The organism is Streptomyces bacillaris (assembly GCF_003268675.1).
Classification (GTDB): Bacteria; Actinomycetota; Actinomycetes; order Streptomycetales; family Streptomycetaceae; genus Streptomyces; species Streptomyces bacillaris.
Genome location: NZ_CP029378.1, coordinates 591,297 through 607,831 on the forward strand (window position 1 = coordinate 591,297; position 16,535 = coordinate 607,831).

At 72.9% G+C, this 16,535-nt stretch carries 13 protein-coding genes and 1 tRNA gene; 6 read left to right on the forward strand and 8 right to left on the reverse strand.

Going from position 1 to position 16,535, the window contains the following annotated elements; genetic code table 11:
* Positions 1 to 54: 54 nt before the first annotated feature.
* Both DJ476_RS02390 and DJ476_RS02395 read right to left on the reverse strand, forming a co-directional pair.
* Positions 55 to 128: transfer RNA gene (locus tag DJ476_RS02390), tRNA-Pro, on the reverse strand.
* A 49-nt stretch (positions 129 to 177) separates the two neighbouring features.
* Complete coding sequence (locus DJ476_RS02395) at positions 178 to 2,832, reverse strand: ATP-binding protein (protein WP_112489692.1); 2,655 nt, start codon at positions 2,830 to 2,832, stop codon at positions 178 to 180.
* 111 nt (positions 2,833 to 2,943) lie between these two features.
* Between DJ476_RS02395 and DJ476_RS02400 the strand changes: the two genes are divergently transcribed.
* The 3 genes from DJ476_RS02400 to DJ476_RS02410 all read left to right on the forward strand — a co-directional run bounded on the left by DJ476_RS02400 (position 2,944) and on the right by DJ476_RS02410 (position 6,201).
* On the forward strand, positions 2,944 to 3,423 hold the full coding sequence (locus DJ476_RS02400) for a DUF309 domain-containing protein (RefSeq protein ID WP_070202000.1): 480 nt from the start codon (positions 2,944 to 2,946) through the stop codon (positions 3,421 to 3,423).
* Positions 3,424 to 3,508: 85 nt separating this feature from the next.
* The gene (locus DJ476_RS02405; protein ID WP_112489693.1) at positions 3,509 to 3,997 is read left to right on the forward strand and encodes a hypothetical protein; all 489 of its coding nucleotides are present in this window, start codon (positions 3,509 to 3,511) and stop codon (positions 3,995 to 3,997) included.
* A 269-nt stretch (positions 3,998 to 4,266) separates the two neighbouring features.
* Complete coding sequence (locus DJ476_RS02410; protein ID WP_112489694.1) at positions 4,267 to 6,201, forward strand: DUF2264 domain-containing protein; 1,935 nt, start codon at positions 4,267 to 4,269, stop codon at positions 6,199 to 6,201.
* Between the two features lie 70 nt (positions 6,202 to 6,271).
* Here DJ476_RS02410 and DJ476_RS02415 read toward each other — a convergent pair whose 3' ends face one another.
* The 4 genes from DJ476_RS02415 to DJ476_RS02430 form a co-directional block, all read right to left on the reverse strand.
* Positions 6,272 to 6,904, reverse strand: coding sequence for a LutC/YkgG family protein (locus tag DJ476_RS02415; RefSeq protein WP_112489695.1), 633 nt, complete (start codon positions 6,902 to 6,904; stop codon positions 6,272 to 6,274).
* Positions 6,901 to 8,508 (reverse strand): lactate utilization protein B, encoded by a 1,608-nt coding sequence (locus DJ476_RS02420; RefSeq protein ID WP_112489696.1) that lies wholly within the window; start codon positions 8,506 to 8,508, stop codon positions 6,901 to 6,903. Before DJ476_RS02420 ends, DJ476_RS02415 begins: the two co-directional genes overlap by 4 nt.
* Positions 8,505 to 9,266 (reverse strand): (Fe-S)-binding protein, encoded by a 762-nt coding sequence (locus tag DJ476_RS02425; protein ID WP_112489697.1) that lies wholly within the window; start codon positions 9,264 to 9,266, stop codon positions 8,505 to 8,507. The genes DJ476_RS02420 and DJ476_RS02425 overlap by 4 nt, the downstream gene beginning before the upstream one ends.
* 298 nt (positions 9,267 to 9,564) lie before the next feature.
* On the reverse strand, positions 9,565 to 9,870 hold the full coding sequence (locus tag DJ476_RS02430) for a DUF3040 domain-containing protein (protein ID WP_103417281.1): 306 nt from the start codon (positions 9,868 to 9,870) through the stop codon (positions 9,565 to 9,567).
* Between the two features lie 342 nt (positions 9,871 to 10,212).
* Here DJ476_RS02430 and DJ476_RS02435 point away from each other — a divergent pair, with 342 nt between their 5' ends.
* From DJ476_RS02435 to DJ476_RS02445, 3 genes are all read left to right on the forward strand, one after another.
* Positions 10,213 to 11,166 carry a HAMP domain-containing sensor histidine kinase gene (locus tag DJ476_RS02435; RefSeq protein WP_103417280.1) on the forward strand — a complete coding sequence of 318 codons (954 nt, stop codon included), beginning with the start codon at positions 10,213 to 10,215 and terminating at the stop codon, positions 11,164 to 11,166.
* Positions 11,167 to 11,168: 2 nt separating this feature from the next.
* On the forward strand, positions 11,169 to 11,855 hold the full coding sequence (locus tag DJ476_RS02440) for a response regulator (RefSeq protein WP_103417279.1): 687 nt from the start codon (positions 11,169 to 11,171) through the stop codon (positions 11,853 to 11,855).
* A 134-nt stretch (positions 11,856 to 11,989) separates the two neighbouring features.
* On the forward strand, positions 11,990 to 12,925 hold the full coding sequence (locus tag DJ476_RS02445) for a DUF2510 domain-containing protein (RefSeq protein ID WP_103417307.1): 936 nt from the start codon (positions 11,990 to 11,992) through the stop codon (positions 12,923 to 12,925).
* Between the two features lie 158 nt (positions 12,926 to 13,083).
* Here DJ476_RS02445 and DJ476_RS02450 read toward each other — a convergent pair whose 3' ends face one another.
* Both DJ476_RS02450 and DJ476_RS02455 read right to left on the reverse strand, forming a co-directional pair.
* Entirely contained in the window at positions 13,084 to 15,144 is a 2,061-nt protein-coding gene (locus DJ476_RS02450) for a phosphocholine-specific phospholipase C (protein WP_112489698.1), read from the reverse strand.
* Between the two features lie 236 nt (positions 15,145 to 15,380).
* A complete protein-coding gene (locus DJ476_RS02455; RefSeq protein ID WP_112489699.1) occupies positions 15,381 to 16,499 on the reverse strand; it encodes an NADH:flavin oxidoreductase in 1,119 nt (372 codons plus the stop codon).
* Positions 16,500 to 16,535: the final 36 nt, after the last annotated feature.

Sequence of the window (16,535 nt, forward strand, 5' to 3'; positions counted from 1 at the left end):
AAGGGCCGGTCTCGGATTGCTCCGAAACCGGCCCTGATCTACGACTGTCTCCAGTCGGGACGACAGGATTTGAACCTGCGACCCCTTGACCCCCAGTCAAGTGCGCTACCAAGCTGCGCCACGTCCCGCTGCGGTTCCTCCCGGTGGTCCGGGCGGCCTCGCAGGACAAACATTACCTCACTCCGAGGACCGGATCGACGTCCGTGCCTGCTGGGCACGGGCCGCCAGTCCCTCGGCGCCGCAGGCCATGGCCTGCTTCTGGGCCCGGGCCAGTTCCCGGTGGGAGCCGATCGCGATGCCGTAGTCGACGCGCGCCAGTGCGTGTTCGTAGGCGGAGGAGGACCTCTCCAGGTGGCGGACGGCCTCCGCGAGGAGCCGCTCGGCCTCCTCCGGCGGCGCGAAGAGGGCCATGCAGCGCAGGGCTTCACCGATGGCGGTGTCCGTACCGAACCGTTCGGCGTGCACGCGGGCCCGGGCGGCGAGGTGGGCGGCGCGCCCGGGGTCGTCGTCGGCCAGGGCGCGGGCGAGGTCGCCCGCCCAGGGTGCCCAGATGCCGTTGAACCGCTCGCGCGACTCCAGGGCGGCACCCGCCGCTTCGAGTTCCGCGATCGCCTCCTCCTTGCGGCCCTCGGCCAGCAGCAGGCGGCCCAGGATGCACGGGCCGTCCGGCAGCACCATGGCGCTGGGGTGGGGCGGGCCGAAGCGGTAGCGGTCGGCGATCTTGCGGGCCTCCGCCGTACGGCCCCGGGCCAGCAGTGTGTCGATGAGCAGGCACGCCGCGTCCCAGTGGACGGGCAGGCCGGAGCCGACACGGTCGGCCAGGCGGAGCCCTTCGCGCAGGAAGCCCTCGGCCTCCGCGAGACGGCCGCGACGGCGGTGCACCATGCCGAGCAGGGTGTGCGCGAACGCCAGGTGCGCCCCGCTCCAGCCGGAGATCTCGAAGGCGCGCACGGCTTCGCCGAAGAGGCTCTCGGCCCGGTCCAGCTGGTCGATGAAGGTGTAGGTGATACCGACCATGGTGGGGAATTCGAAGCCCCACTCGGAGTCGGTCCAGCCGAGGCCGCGGGCCGGGCTGCCGTCGACCAGGGCGCGTTCGCAGAGGTCGACGATGAGCTGGGCGTTCTCGCCGCGCAGCATGGCGTCGAAGGCCCGCAGGGTGAGCAGCGCCCGCTCGGCGTTGTCGCGGCCCTTGAGGTGGTCGGCGTTGCGGGTGAGGCGGCGGGAGCGGGCCGGACCGTCGTCCTCGGTGGCCTGCATGCCCTCCCACATGAAGTGCGCGGCCTGCAGTCGCATCAGGCCGGGGCCCGGTGCCGTACGGGCCGCTTCGGCGGCCAGGGCGAGCGCGGCGTCCTTGAGCTGGTTGTTGTGGGCGAGCGCTGCGGCGAGCCGGAACGTGGCGTCGACCCGCAGGCCGTCGTCGAGGCCGGGCATGTCCAGGGCCGCGCGCAGGTGCTGGACGGTGGTGGGCGGGGAGCTGAGCAGGGTGGCGCAGCCCAGTTCGTACAGCAGGACCGCGCGGTCCTTCGGGCGGGGCGGCTCCTCCAGGGCCCGCTCCAGACAGCGCCTGGCCGCTTCCGGGGCGCCGACGGCGAGGTGCTGGCCGGCGGCTTCGCGGAGCTGGGCGACCAGTTCCTGGTCGTCGTCGGGGTGGACCTCCAGCAGGTGGCGGGAGGCCGCCGCGGCGCCGAGGCCGGCCCGGGTGATGGCCCAGGCGGCGCGGCCGTGCATCGCGGTGCGGGTGGCGGGCGGGATGGAGCGGTAGACGGCGGTCGCGATCAGCGGGTGGACGAACTCGAGCGGGTCGAAGCCGCTGACGATACGGGCGTCGCGCAGCCGGGCCGTGCAGTCGGCTGCCTCCGCCGAACTCATCCCGGCGAGGGTGGCGGCCAGCTCCTGGGAGATGTCAGTGCCGAGCACGGCGGCGGCCCAGGCGAACCGGTTGGCGTTGGTGCCCAGCCGCTCCAGTCGGGCGACGAGCCCGCTGCCCCGGGCGGAGGCACCCAGCTCCCGCAGCTGCCCGGCCGACTCCTCGACCGGCGCCAGCTCCTGGTCCTGGACCTTGGCGACCAGCTCGACCGCCTCGTACGGGTTGCCACCGGTGACCGCCCACACCTCGCGGCAGAACGGGTCGTCGGCGTGCTCGCCCAGGGCCGCGCGGGCCAGTTCGGCGGTGGCGTCCGGGGTCAGCGCCCGCAGGGCGACCCGGGTGACGTTGCTGTCGCCGTCCGCGTCGCGCTCGGCCGCACGGTCGGCGACGTAACTCGCGTTGCGCTCGGCCATCTCCTGCGGCCGGTACGCCTGGACGACGAGGAGCGGCAGTTCACCGAGCCGGGCCGTGAACGAGGAGAGCCAGGTGAGGGATTCGCCGTCCGCCCAGTGGGCGTCGTCCACCAGAAGCAGTAAGGGCCGGTGGCTGAGGCGCGAGGCGAGCCGGGCGACGACGAAGTCGAGGCCGTCACGGACACCTTGCGGGTCGGGCTGCGGGCCGCTGGGCTCGGCCAGCCCGAGAGCGGGTGCCGTGGTGTCGTACCAGTCACCGAAGAGCGCCCGGGTCTCGTCGGACGGGAACTGGTCGAGTGCGGGCTGCAGCAACTGCCGTACGACGTGGAACGGCACGGACGTGACGGTCTCGCCGCCCCGGGCGGACCAGATCGTGCAGCGGTCGGCGGCCATCGCCCGGATCTCCGCGAGCAGGGCGGTCTTGCCGAGCCCCGCCTCCCCGCTGAAGACCAGGAGCCCGCCGACGGCCTGTGCTCCGCACAGATCGTCCACCGCCCTCGCGGCAGCGGCGAGTTCCGGTTCACGTTCGTACAACGGCCGGGACGGCTTCATGCCCACCCTTCCCCAAATGGCATGCAGTGACGACGGTCGAGCCTAGTCGTGCGCGGGTGCTCACCGACAGGGTTCGGCCGATTCCCTGCAGGTACGAGGCACAATCGAGTAGTGGACGAGACGCACAGGGACCGTGACACCGAGGGCCGGGCGCGCAACGCGCGCCCCCGGGATGGGCTGGGGCGCCCCCTGCCGTACGGAAGCCCCGGGGTCGAGCGGCAGCCCGAGGGCGTCGTCCGTACGCCGGACGAGACGCTCCGGGAGGCGCAGCGGCTGCTGGACGCGGGGATGCCGTTCCATGCCCACGAGGTGTTCGAGGACGCCTGGAAGTCGGGGCCGCGGGCCGAACGCGAGCTGTGGCGGGGGCTCGCACAGCTGGCCGTGGGACTGACCCATGGGGCGCGTGGCAACCGGGCGGGCGGCGCGCGGCTGCTGCGCCGGGGCGCCGGCGCGCTCTCCTCGTACGGCGAGGCGTGGCCGTACGGGATCCGGGGCGGCGGACTGGTCGACTGGGCGCACGAGTTGGCCGACCGGGTGGAGGCGGGGCGTCCGGTCGATGCGGAGGTCGAGGCTCCGCGACTCCTGGGGTAGGTGGCCCGCAGGCTCGAAGCGGGGCGGTGGCGGAACTCGGTGGTCTGGGAACGGGGCCGTCGCGCAGCCGTTACGATCCGGCCCCATGAGCACTTCTGACCAGGACCGGGTCCGGACCCAGAGCGAGGGACGGGACCGGGGCACCGACACCCCGATAGCCGAGGGCACGACGGCGCAGGCCGCCGAGGACACCGCGAGCGATACCCGTACCGATGCCGCCGACGCGGGTACGGACACGCCTGTCGACGCAGCTGTCGCCGACGGCGCAGAGACCGAAGGCGACGACTGGGACGGGGGCGACGACGGCGACGGCGAGCGGAGACTGACCCCGCGTCAGGCGCGGCGGCTGCGGATCGTCCTCTCCTCCGTCGGCATGATCGCCATGGGCGTGGTCCTCGCCCTGCGGATCGCGAGCCGGTCGTCGGTGCTGGTCGTGGGGGTGTACGGGCTCGCGCTCATCCTGTGCGGTGTGGTGATCGAGCTGAGCCGGAACGGCCGCACCCGGCTGGGCAGCTGGCTGCTCGGGGCCGGTCTGGTGGCGGCGGTCGGGGCGGACTGGCTGCTGCTTCCCTGAGTGCCGGGGCGGGCCCCGATGAGGAGGGCCGGGCTCTGATCAGGAAGGGCGGGCCCTGGCAAGGAGGGGCGGGGCCTGATGGGCAGGGGCGGGGCTTCTTCCGGGCGATGTGATCGTTTGATCATTTCTGGTGGATTCCGATTAATCTCTTGACCGTTTGCGATCACTCGATCAGGCTTCCCTGTGCCGACCGCGACCGTATCCACGCCCAGGCCGGCTTCCGTGTCCACCGGTCCACCGGTTCACCACGAAGGGCCCGGCCTTCCCGCATGACGACCTTCCGCTCCCGCCCGCTCCCCTTCGAACTTCCCCCGGAGGACCGGGCGTCGAGCCCGTACACCGGGTACACCAGAGCGCACTGGGAGGCCGCCGCCGACGGGCTGCTGCGCGCCGCCTGGCGGTGGGCCACCCCCGGCGGGGCGCTGCTCGACCTGCCGGGGCCACCGTCCGGCTCCGGGGTGCGCTCCGACGGGCTGGAAGGGTACGCGCGGACCTTCCTCGCGGCCGCCTTCCGGGTCGCCGGGGACGGGGGGAAGGACCCGCACGAATGGCTGGATCGCTACGCGCGAGGTCTGGCGGCCGGGACCCGTGCGCCGGGGCGGGAGGACGCGGAGTCCTGGCCGGTCGTCCTGGACCACCATGTGCAGGGGCAGCCCATGGTGGAGTCGGCCTCCGTCGCGCTCGGGCTGCGGCTGACCCGGCCCTGGCTCTGGGACCGGCTGGAGCCCGGGGTCCAGGACCGGGCCGAGCAGTGGCTGCGGGGCGCGCTGAGGCACCTTCCGGCAGGCAACAACTGGTACCTCTTCCCGTACACGGTCGCCGGTTTCCTGGAGTCGGTGGGGCGGGGCGACGCGGAGACGGCCCGCGCGCGGGAGAGGGCGCTGGAGCTGCTGGAGGGCTGGTACCGGGGCGACGGCTGGTACGCCGACGGGGACGGGCGCGCCTTCGACCACTACAACGGCTGGGCGCTGCACCTGTATCCGGTGCTGGATGCCCATCTCGCGGGCGACGGAGAGGAGTCCGCGCGCCACGGGGCGCGGCTGCGTGAACATCTGGAGAGCTTCTCGCTGATGTTCGGCGGCGACGGGGCCCCGCTGCACTTCGGGCGCTCGCTGACCTACCGGTTCGCGGCGGCCGCGGCGGTGGGGCTGGGCGCGGTGACCGGGCGCACCCCGCTCGCCCCCGGGGTCTCGCGTCGGCTGGTCAACGGATCGCTGCGGTACTTCCTGGAGCGCGGGGCGGCCACGGAGGACGGGCTGCTGAGCCTCGGCTGGCACGGCCCCCACCCGGCGACCCTGCAGTCCTATTCCGGTCCCGCGTCGCCCTACTGGGCGTCGAAGGCGTTCGTCGCGCTGCTGGCCCCCGCCGGGCATCCCCTGTGGACGTCGGTGGAGGAGGCGGCTCCGAGCGAGGGCCCGGACCGGGTGCTGTCCGTACGGGCACCGGGGTTCCTGGTGCAGTCGACGCGCGCCGACGGAGTCGTACGGCTGCACAACCACGGCAGCGACCATGTCCGCCCGGACGAGGGCGAGTCGGCGGCCGGTACGGACCCGCACTACGCCCGGCTCGCCTACTCCACCGTGACCGGGCCGACCTCGGCGGCGAACCCGGCGGACAACCACCTGTCGGTGGTGGTCGAGGGGGTACGCAGCACCCGGCGCCGTATCCGTCCGCTCGGGGCCGGACACGGCGAGGGCTGGGGCTGGGCCGGGTCCTGGCACATCCCCGTGTTCCCGGAGGGCCCCGCCACCGTCCCCGGCCTCCGGGTGGAGAGCGTGACGGTGGCCCGGGGCCGCCACGAGCTGCGCGTCCACCGGGTCCTGGGGGCGCCCGACGGCGCACGGGCCGAGCTGACCGGCTGGGCGACCGAGCCCGGTAGCCCGGTCCGCTCCCGGCTGTACGGGCTCCACGGCTGGGCGGCGGCGGGGCCGGAGGACGTACGGGCCCCGCAGGGCACGGCGTTCACCCGCTGGGCGGTGCTCCCCCGGCTGACCGCCGACGCCTCGGGGACGGTGGTCCTGGTGGCCCTCGCGTCGCTCACGGCGGATCCGGAGGCCGGGCCGCTGGAGCCGGTCGTGGAAGCGGTGGACGTACGGCCCGGCCCGGACGGCGGCACGGTCGAGGTCCGGGTCGACTGGGCGGAGGACGGTACGGGGACGCGGATCGTCCTGGGGACGGGTTCGGTGGTCGTGGACCACGCGTAGCCAGGAAGCGGATCGCCCTCGGCCGGGGTTCGGTGGCGGTGGACCACGCATGGCCAGGAGCTCAGCGGTGTCATCTGTCCGTACGGATCACCACCACCAGCCTGCGGGGGCCGTGCACGCCCTCCACCCGTTCCAGCTCGATGTCGGAGGTGGCGGACGGCCCGCTGATCAGCGTCGTCGGCCGCTCGGGCACCAGCCGGGCCACCGCCTCCGGCACCCCGGCCGCGACGGCGGAGAGGTCGACGACGCAGAGGTGCAGATCGGGGACGAGGGAGAGGGCCCGGCGCCCCTGGCCGGAGGAACCGTCCAGGAAGATCGTGCCCGTCTCGGCGCAGCCCGCGGCCGAGGCGGTCACCACGGCGTCCAGGGCGTCCAGTTGCCGCGCGGGGATGTCCGCCGTGTCCGGGCGGACCTCACCGTCGTACGCGTCGAGCCAGCGCGGATCCAGCCCGGCGGGCACACCGATCCGGCGGGCGCCGTGGTCGCGCAGTACACCGGCGACGACCTGCGCGGTGCGGTCGGCGGTGCAGGGGTGGACCTCGGCCTTGTAGTCGACGAGCCGGTCGGTGAAGAGGGCGAGGCGTTCGCCGTCGGGGAGGGTCCGGCCGGTGCGGTAGCCGCGCGGTACGGCGGTGGCGGGCGTCGGGGCCAGGGCCAGGGCGTCCCGCACCCGCCCGAGCACGGTGTCGCGTGCGCTGGTCACTCCGTACCGCCCTCTCCCTGGCCCGGGGCGTGTTCGCCGTCTCTTCTCCTCATACCGCCCTCTCCTTGATCCGGGGTGTGCTCGTCGGGGCCCCGGTCGTGTTCGTCAGCGGCTGCCCGGAGCGTGGCGCGGCCCTCGGCTGAGGCGTACCAGGCGCGGAAGGTCTGCCGGGGCGGGGCGGCGGTGTCGCGGCTGTCGCTCCAGCCGCCGAAGGGAGGGGGCAGCCGGGAGATCGTCCCGTCGCGGCCGGCGAGGGCACGGCCGAGTCCGGCCGCCTTCTGCGCACCCGCGTACAGCGTGGGCCGCTTCATCACGGCGGCGGCCGCCTTCATCGCGAGCTTCTCGGCCGTGGTGCCGGTCTGTTCGGTGTGCTGATGGCGCAGCTCGACCAGCAGCGAGGGGATGTCGATCTTCACCGGGCAGGCGTCGAAGCAGGCTCCGCAGAGGCTGGAGGCGTACGGCAGCGAGCTGTTGGGGTCGTCGGCGGCGGCGTCCATCCCGGCGAGCTGCGGGGTGAGGACGGCGCCGATCGGGCCGGGGTAGGTCGAACCGTAGGCGTGGCCGCCGGTCCGTTCGTAGACCGGGCAGACGTTGAGACAGGCCGAGCACCGGATGCAGTTGAGCGCGGCGCGTCCGACGGTGTCCGCGAGGGCTGCCGTACGGCCGTTGTCGAGCAGCACCAGATGGAAGTCCTGCGGCCCGTCGCCGGGGGTCACTCCGGTCCACAACGAGGTGTAGGGGTTCATGCGTTCGCCCGTGGAGGAGCGTGGCAGCAGTTGGAGGAAGACCTCCAGGTCCCGGTAGCGCGGCAGGACCTTCTCGATGCCCATCACGGTGATCAGCGTCTCGGGGAGGGTGAGGCACATGCGGCCGTTGCCCTCGGACTCGACGACGGCGAGGGTGCCGGTCTCCGCGACGCCGAAGTTGGCGCCGGAGACGGCGACCTTCGCCGTCATGAACTTCTCGCGCAGATAGGCGCGGGCGGCTGCCGCGAGGTGGGCGGGAACGTTGTCCAGCTCCGGGTCGACGCCGGGGATGCGATCCAGGAAGATCTGCCGGATCTCGTCCCGGTTGCGGTGGATGGCGGGGACGAGGATGTGGGACGGCCTGTCGTGGGCGAGCTGCACGATGAGTTCGGCGAGGTCGGTCTCGTACGGGGTGATGCCGGCCGCCTCCAGGTGCTCGTTGAGGCCGATCTCCTGGGTGGCCATCGACTTGACCTTGATGACCTCGCCGCTGCCGGTGGCCCTGACCAGCCGGGTGACGATCTCGTTCGCCTCGGCGCCGTCGCGCGCCCAGTGGACGGTGCCGCCGTGCTCGGTGACCTTGCGCTCCAGTTGTTCGAGGAGTTCGGGCAGCCGGTTCAGCGCGTCGGTCTTGATGGCGGATCCGGCCTCGCGCAGGGCCTCCCAGTCGGGGAGTTCGCCGGTGGCGTTCAGGCGTTTGGCGCGGATCGTGGTGGTGGCCCGGCCGAGATTGCGGCGTAGTTGCGCGTTGCCCAGCTCCTGGTGCGCGGCGCGGGGAAAGGGCTCGTCGCCGCGCAGGTTGCCGGTGCCGTACGGGGAGCGGGGCGGCCGGGCGGGCATGCCGAGGAACGTGCTCATACGGCGGTGGCCTCCGTCAGGGCGTCGGGCGTGGCGCGGGTGGCGGCGAGGATCCGGGCGAGGTGGAGGGTGCGGGTCCCGGAGCGGATGCGGGAGAGCCCGCCGCCGATGTGCATCAGGCAGGAGGAGTCACCGGCGGTACAGACCTCGGCCCCGGTGGTGGCGATACCGGCCAGCTTGTCGTGGAGCATCGCGGTGGAGGTCCCGGCGTTCTTCAGCGCGAACGTGCCGCCGAACCCGCAGCAGGAGTCGGCGCCGGGCAGCTCGACGAGGTCGATGGAGTCCACGGCCCGCAGCAGCCGGAGCGGGCGGTCCCCGACGCGGAGCATCCGCAGGGAGTGGCAGGTCGGGTGGTACGTCACCCGGTGCGGGAAGTAGGCGCCGACGCCGAGGACGTCGACGAGGAGTTCGGAGAGTTCGTACGTCTTCGCCGCGACGGTGGCCACTCCGGCGCGCAGGGCGGCGTCCCCGTAGCGGTCCGCGACGGTCGCGTGCTGGTGGCGGACCGAACCGGCGCACGAGCCCGACGGCATGACGACCGCCTCGATGGAGGCGTCACCGAACTGTTCGGCGAAGTCACGGACCAGGGGGACGGGCTCGCGCTGGTAGCCGGTGTTGATGTGCATCTGCCCGCAGCAGGTCTGCCCGGGCGGGAACACCACCTCGTGCCCCAGGCGGGCGAGCAGGACGGCGGTGGCGCGCACCGCGTCGGGGAAGAGTGTGTCGCCCAGGCAGGTGGCGAAGAGTCCGATGCGCATGGGGCCTTTCCCGGTGAGGGGGTTCTCGCTGGGGGTCACACTAGGGATCACGCTAGGGGGATTCTCGACCGCGCGATCGCCCGATGGTGGATTCCCGCCCGCGCGATTCCTATGGCGGGCGCGATTCCCTATGCCGGAGTGCCGATGACGGGTTCTAGCCGGTGGGATTGTCGTCGGTGGGTGCCGGCTTCGCCAGGAGGTTGCCCTGAGCACGCGAAAGCCCCGACCGGTTCGGCGGTCGGGGCTTCGGCCGGCCCTTGCGGAGGGGCCGGGGGTGCGGCGGTGCGGGCGCCGCGTGTCAGTCGGTCCGTGGGTTCCCGGGGGTGTTCGGGATGTTCTTGCCGTGCCGGCGGCCGCGCTGCGGGTCGAAGAGGTGGGCGGCCGCTCCCGACACCACCAGCCCGGTGGCGATCAGGAGGCCGTGGCCGATGCCGATCCCCATGCCCAGGGCGGTGAGACCGAAGGCCATGCAGAGCCAGGCGTTGCGGCGGCGGTACTCGCGGGGGCTGCGCGGGGTCCCGTCGGCCATGGCGGTGGCGAAACCGGGGTCGTCGCGGTGGAACTGCTCCTCGAGGGCTCGCAGCTTCTCGTCGTACGTGGGCATGGTGGCTCCCTCCCGGTACGGAGGCCTCTCGGCCCCTCCAGCAGCGCCGGCCCCGCGCTGCGGCACGGGCAGGGCCCTCGGGCCCTGAGTTCATGATCGGAGAGGAGGTGGGGAAGGGCCATCAGGGGCAGCACCCATATCCGGGGGTGTGCACCATGCAGATGCGGGAGCGCCCCTACGCCCGTGCCGTCGGCGGATCGGCGGATCGGCGGCCACCCGGGTGACGGCGGTTTCCCGCGCGCAGCGACGATAGTGGAAGCTGTCGACACCCCCGTCAACGTCGGCATCCAGCCTCGCCCGCCCGCCCCGCCCCCGCCAACGCCCGATGGAGGCCGTGCTCCCTTGTCCCTGTTCTGGCGGATCTTCCTGCTCAACGCCGCTGTGCTCGTCGCCGCGGGCGCCCTGCTGCTGCTCGGCCCGATCACCATCTCGACGCCGGTCCTGCTGACCGAGGCGATGATCCTGACCGGCGGGATCGCCTTCATGCTCGCCGCCAACGCGGCCCTGCTCCGGCTGGGCCTCTTCCCTCTCCAGCGGGTCACCCGGGCGATGACCACGACGGACCTGCTGCGCCCGAGCCCGCGCCCCGAGGTGGCCGGGCACGGCGAGATCGCCGCCCTGATCGAGACGTTCAACACGATGCTCGACCGGCTGGAGGCCGAGCGCGCCACGAGCAGCGCCCGTGCTCTCTCCGCGCAGGAGGCCGAGCGCCGCCGGGTGGCCCAGGAGCTGCACGACGAGGTCGGCCAGACCCTCACCGCGGTTCTCCTGGAGCTGAAGCGGGTGGCCGACCAGGCCCCCGAGCCCCTCCGCGAGGAGCTGCGGCAGGTCCAGGAGATCACCCGCGGCTCCCTGGGCGAGATCCGCCGGATCGCCCGCAGGCTGCGCCCCGGGGTGCTGGAGGAACTGGGCCTGGTCAGCGCGCTCACGGCGCTCTCCACCGAGACGCCGACGCCCGACGGGCTGACGATCCGCCGGCAGATGGGCAAGGATCTGCCGGAGCTGGACGCCGAGGCCGAGCTGGTCATCTACCGGATCGCGCAGGAGGCGCTCACCAACACCGTCCGCCATGCCGGTGGGTCGCGGCTCGAACTCTCCCTGCTCCGCAGTCCCTGCGGGGTGGAGCTGCTCATCTGCGACGACGGGCGGGGGCTCGGGGACGCCCCCGAGGGTGCGGGGCTGCGCGGGATGCGCGAGCGTGCCCTGCTGATCGGGGCCGAGCTGTTCCTCGGCCCGGGGCCGCAGGGCGGTACCGAAGTACGTCTCGATGTGCCCGTACGGAACGGAAGCCGCTGATCATGCCCCTCTCCTCCCCGGCCGCCTCCGCCCGCCCCGCGGCTCCGACCCGGATCCTGCTGGCGGACGATCACGCCCTGGTACGCCGGGGAGTCCGGCTGATCCTCGACGGCGAGCCGGACCTCACGGTCGTGGCCGAGGCGGGCGACGGCGCCGAGGCCATCGAGAGGGCCCGTGCCGAACGGCCGGATCTGGCCATCCTGGACATCGCGATGCCCCGGCTGACGGGTCTGCAGGCGGCGCGCGAGCTGTCCCGGGTCCTGCCCGGCCTGCGCATCCTGATGCTGACGATGTACGACAACGAGCAGTACTTCTTCGAGGCGTTGAAGGCGGGAGCGGCCGGGTACGTCCTCAAGTCGGTCGCGGACCGGGATCTGGTGGAGGCCTGCCGGGCGGCGATGCGCGACGAGCCGTTCCTCTACCCGGGCGCGGTCACGGCGCTCATCCGCAACTTCCTCGACCGGGCCAAGGACGGCGAGGAGCTTCCGGCGCGGGCGATCACCGAACGCGAGGAGGAGATCCTCAAACTGGTCGCGGAGGGGCACTCCTCCAAGGAGATCGCCGAGCTGTTGGTCATCAGCGTCAAGACCGTGGAGCGGCACCGTGCCAACCTGCTCCAGAAGCTCGGGCTGCGCGACCGTCTGGAACTCACCCGGTACGCGATCCGCGCGGGCCTGATCGAACCGTGAGGGCCACCGCGCCCCCAGATGCACAGAGCGCCGTACCGCAGTCGGTTCCGGTCGCACCGCGGCCGACCCGGTCTCACCGGCGGTCGGTTCATACGATTCTCACCCGACCCGAATAAAGTGCACCCGTGACCGAGATGACCCCGCCCGGCTGGCACCCAGACCCCGGGCATTCAGGAAAAGGCCCCGATCAGGAACGCTGGTGGGACGGGGTGCAGTGGACCGGCCATGTCCGCCCGTCGCCCGCCGCGGTCCGCCGCCGCGGCCTCCGTATCGGCGTCGGCGTGACCGTCGGTGCGGTGGTGCTCGCCGCGATCGGGGGCGGGATGTACCTGCTGGGCGAGCGGGACGGTGACCGGCAGGGCATCGCGGCCGCCTCACCGTCCGCCACCCCGTCCGCTCCGGGAGGCCCCGGCGCACCCGACGGCGGTGACAACGGTGGCGGGAACGGTGGCGACGACGGCGGGAACAAGGACGGCGACGAGGACGGCGGCGGCCCCCAGGGCCCGGACGGCCAGCTCCCGCCGACTGAGCCGGGTTACGCCACGGACCTGGCCGCCGGGATCAGCATGCCGGTGCCCCAGGGGTGGAAGGGCAGGTCGGCCGCGGTCGGCGCCGGGCTGACGACGGGCGAGCACCCCTGCCCCGGCGGCTCGGCCAAGACATGCGTACGCGGCGGGATCTTCTCGGCCCCCGCGGCGGCCTTCAAGCTCACGGCCGGATCCCCGGAGGAGGCGGCCAAGAAGGACATCGCCGTCAACGCCGAGGAGTCCTACGGCGGGGACGCCTACGGGAAGATCACCTCGCACGAGGAGATCAAGTCCGCCGAGGTCACCGTGGCGGGCCAGAAGGGGTACGCGGTGCGCTGGAAGGTGGTGACGGAGAAGGGCGACGACGGTTACGTGGAATCGCTGGTGTTCCCCTCCCCCGCCTCCAAGGACATGCTCGTGGTGGTCCGGTCCGGGTTCGACGTCAACAAGGACGCGCCGAAGCTGTCCGTCCTGGACGAGATCACCAAGGGCATCAAGAAGGCCGCGCCGGCCACGGGCGCGACCAACGGCGGAGCGGCCTGAGCAGCAGCGCACGACCTCAGGGAGCCGGGCGCAACCAGGCACCACCGTCACGGAGCCGGGCAGGACCGCACACCGCCTCCGACGAGCCGGGCGGGACCGCACAGTCCCGCTGCCCCCGCCCGGCTCCTCCCGCTGTCCCGCCCGGCTCCTCCCTCGTTTCAGCCCGTGACGATCGCGGGATCGCTGACCCCGGCGGCCCCCGTCTCCACATGGCCCGCGAACCGCCGCAGGAAGCCCGGCTCCCCTTCGAGGGTCACGGACACGTCGTACCAGCGCCTGCCCGCCCGCAGGTCCACCGTGCGCGAGACCATGGCCCCGGGCCGTACGGTGAGGGTCTGGGCCGCTCCCCCGTAGGCGTTGGTGATGGTCAGTACGGCGTCGGTGGCGCCGGGGTTGGTGAGCGTGAGGTCCAGGTTGCCGCTGGTGGCGATGTGGCGCGCGGTGGCCTCGGGCCCGGCGGTGGTGCCCGGGCTCCGGAACGTCCGCAGGAAGCCGTTGGGGCCGTGCACGGTCAGGTCGTGGCTGCCGCCGGAGTAGGCGGAGTTCCAGCGGTCGGTGAGGGTGCGGCCCGCGCCCGTGGTGTAGGTCCACGGGGCGTCGGTGCGGTTGCCGGAGGTGACGTAGAACTGCGCCCCGGCCGCCGTACCCGGGCTGAACGTGAGCGCGACCCTCCCGCTCTCCGGCTCCACGGCCGCGTCCACGTACGGCTCGTACGGCAGCGGCCGGGTCGGGCGGCTCCCGGGCTCCTGGGCGGGCATGGCGCCGCCGGCCGGCGGGGTGGGCCGGTAGCCCGGGTGGCGCTCGCGGTCCGGGGGCTCGTACGCGGAGGTGTCCGGCAGGTCGTCGGGGGCGGGCGCGGACCGGCCGAAGTCGAAGGCGGAGGTGAGGTCGCCGCAGACCGCCCGCCGCCAGGATGAGATGTTCGGCTCGTGGACACCGAAGCGCTGCTCCATGAACTGGAGCACGGAGGTGTGGTCGAAGACCTCGGAGCAGACGTAACCGCCGGTGCTCCACGGCGAGATGACGAACATCGGCACGCGCGGGCCGAGTCCGTAGGGGCCAGGTCCGTAGGAGGGTCCGCCCGGGTAGATCTCCGTGGTGGTGTCGGCCGTGGAGAGGCCCTGGGCGGCGGAGGACGGCGGGTAGGGCGGGACGACGTGGTCGAAGAAGCCGTCGTTCTCGTCGTACGTGATGAACAGGGCGGTACGGCTCCACACCTCGGGGTCGGAGGTGAGGGCGTCGAGCAGCCCCGCGATGTACCAGGCGCCGTAGTTGGAGGGGAAGTTGGAGTGCTCGCTGAAGGCCTCGGGGGCGGCGACCCAGGAGATCTGCGGCAGCTTCCCGGACTGTACGTCGGCGGCGATGGCGTCGAAGTAGCCGCCGCCGGCCTTCACGTCGGTGCCGGTGCGCGCCTTCTCGTACAGCGGGTCGCCGGGCTCGGCGTTGCGGTAGTTGTGGAAGTAGAGCAGCGAGTTGCAGCCGTAGTTGCCCCGGTAGGCGTCGTCGATCCACCCCCAGCGCCCGGCCGCGTCCAGCCCGTCCCCGATGTCCTGGTAGATCTTCCAGGAGACCCCGGCCTCCTCCAGCCGCTCGGGGTACGTCGCCCAGCCGTACCCCTGCTCCTCGTTGCCGAGCACGGGTCCGCCGCCCGCTCCGTCGTTGCCGGTGTAACCGGACCAGAGGTAGTAGCGGTTGGGGTCGGTGGCCCCGATGAAGGAGCAGTGGTAGGCGTCGCAGATGGTGAAGCGGTCGGCGAGCGCGTAGTGGAACGGGATGTCCTCGCGGGTCAGATAGGCCATGGTCGTCGGCGTCTTGGCCGGCACCCACCGGTCGTAACGCCCCCCGTTGTACGCCCGGTGGCCGCCCGGCCAGTCGTGGTTGAGCCCTTGGAGGAACTGCATCCCGAGGTCGTCGGCGGTCGGGTGGAACGGCAGCGTCACCTTCCCCGCCGCATCCGCCTGGTGCCAGACGGACTTCCCGCTCGGCAGCGTCACGGGCCGCGGATCACCGAACCCGCGGACGCCCTTCATCGCCCCGAAGTAGTGGTCGAAGGAACGGTTCTCCTGCATCAGGACCACGATGTGCTCGACATCCCGGATCGTCCCGCTGGCCCGGTGCGCGGGGATCGCGGCAGCCCGGTCGATGCTGCCCGCCAGGGCACTGAATCCCGCGGTCGCACCGGCTATCTGGAGAAACCGGCGCCGATTCATCTCAGTCATGCGTGGGGGCCTCTTGGAGTGGGGGAACAGAAGCGAACAGAATGCTCCAAGAGAAGCCAACAGAAGGGAAGAGGCCGTGGCCTGCCGATGAATACCCGAGGTACGACCCGCCACGGGCGGGGGCACGTCACCGGCGGTCGGCCGAGCCTCACCGGCCGGCTGCCGAGGCGGGGCGGGGCGGGGAGCATCCCTCAGCCCGCCCCTCCCCCGTCCCGTCCCGTCCCCGCAACCGCCGCTCAGCGCAGCGTCTTCAGCATCTCCGCGCCGAACGGCGTGATGTCCCCGGTCCGGCTGCGCAGGGTCTTGGCCGCCCACTCGGGGTCCGCGATCAGGGCGCGGCCGACGGCGACCAGGTCGAACTCGTCGCGCTCCAGCCGGTCCAGGAGCTGGTCGATGCCGGTGACGCCGGAGTCGTTGCCCGCGAAGGCGCTGAAGAAGTCACCGTCCAGGCCGATGGAGCCGACCGTGACCGTGGGCCTGCCGCTGATCTTCTTCACCCAGCCGGCCAGGTTCAGGTCGGAACCGTCGAACTCCGGGAGCCAGTAGCGGCGAGTGGAGGCGTGGAAGACGTCGACGCCCGCCTCGGCCAACGGGGTGAGCAGGGCGTCCAGTTCGGCGGGGTTCTGCGCGAGCCTGGCCTCGTAGGCGTTCATCTTCCACTGGGACATGCGGAAGAAGAGGGGGAAGGAGTCGGAGACGGCGGCCCGGCAGGCCGCGACGATCTCGGCCGCGAACCGGGTACGGGCGACGAGGTCGCCGCCGTAGGCGTCGGTACGGCGGTTGCTGTCGGCCCACAGGAACTGGTCGATCAAGTAGCCGTGGGCTCCGTGGAGTTCGACGCCGTCGAAGCCGAGGCGCTCGGCGGCGGCCGCCGCGTCGGCGAACGCGGCGATGACGTCGTCGAGGTCCTTCCGCGTCATCGCGCGTCCCTTGGGCTCACCGGTCAGCGAGATTCCCGAGGGGCCCACCGGTTCGGCGTCCGCCACCGGGGGCGCGCCCTCGGTACGGGTGACGCCCACGTGCCAGAGCTGCGGGACGATCGCGCCGCCCGCCCCGTGCACGGCGTCCACGACCCCGGCCCAGCCCGTGAGCGCGTCCTCGCCGTGGAAGCGCGGGACCCGGTCGCTGGTTCCGGCGGAGTCGTGGTCGATGTAGGTGCCCTCGGTGATGATCAGCCCGACACCGCCCGCGGCGCGCCGGGTGTAGTAGTCCGCCACGTCACGGCCGGGCACGCCGCCGGGGGAGAACTGCCGGGTCATGGGAGCCATGGCGATCCGGTTGCGCGAGGTGAGTCCGCGGACCGTGAAGGGCCGGGAGAGGGCGGCGGCCGCGCGGCCGGTTTCGAGGTCGGTCACATCAGGTCCTGTTCATCGGCTTCGAGAGCTTCGACA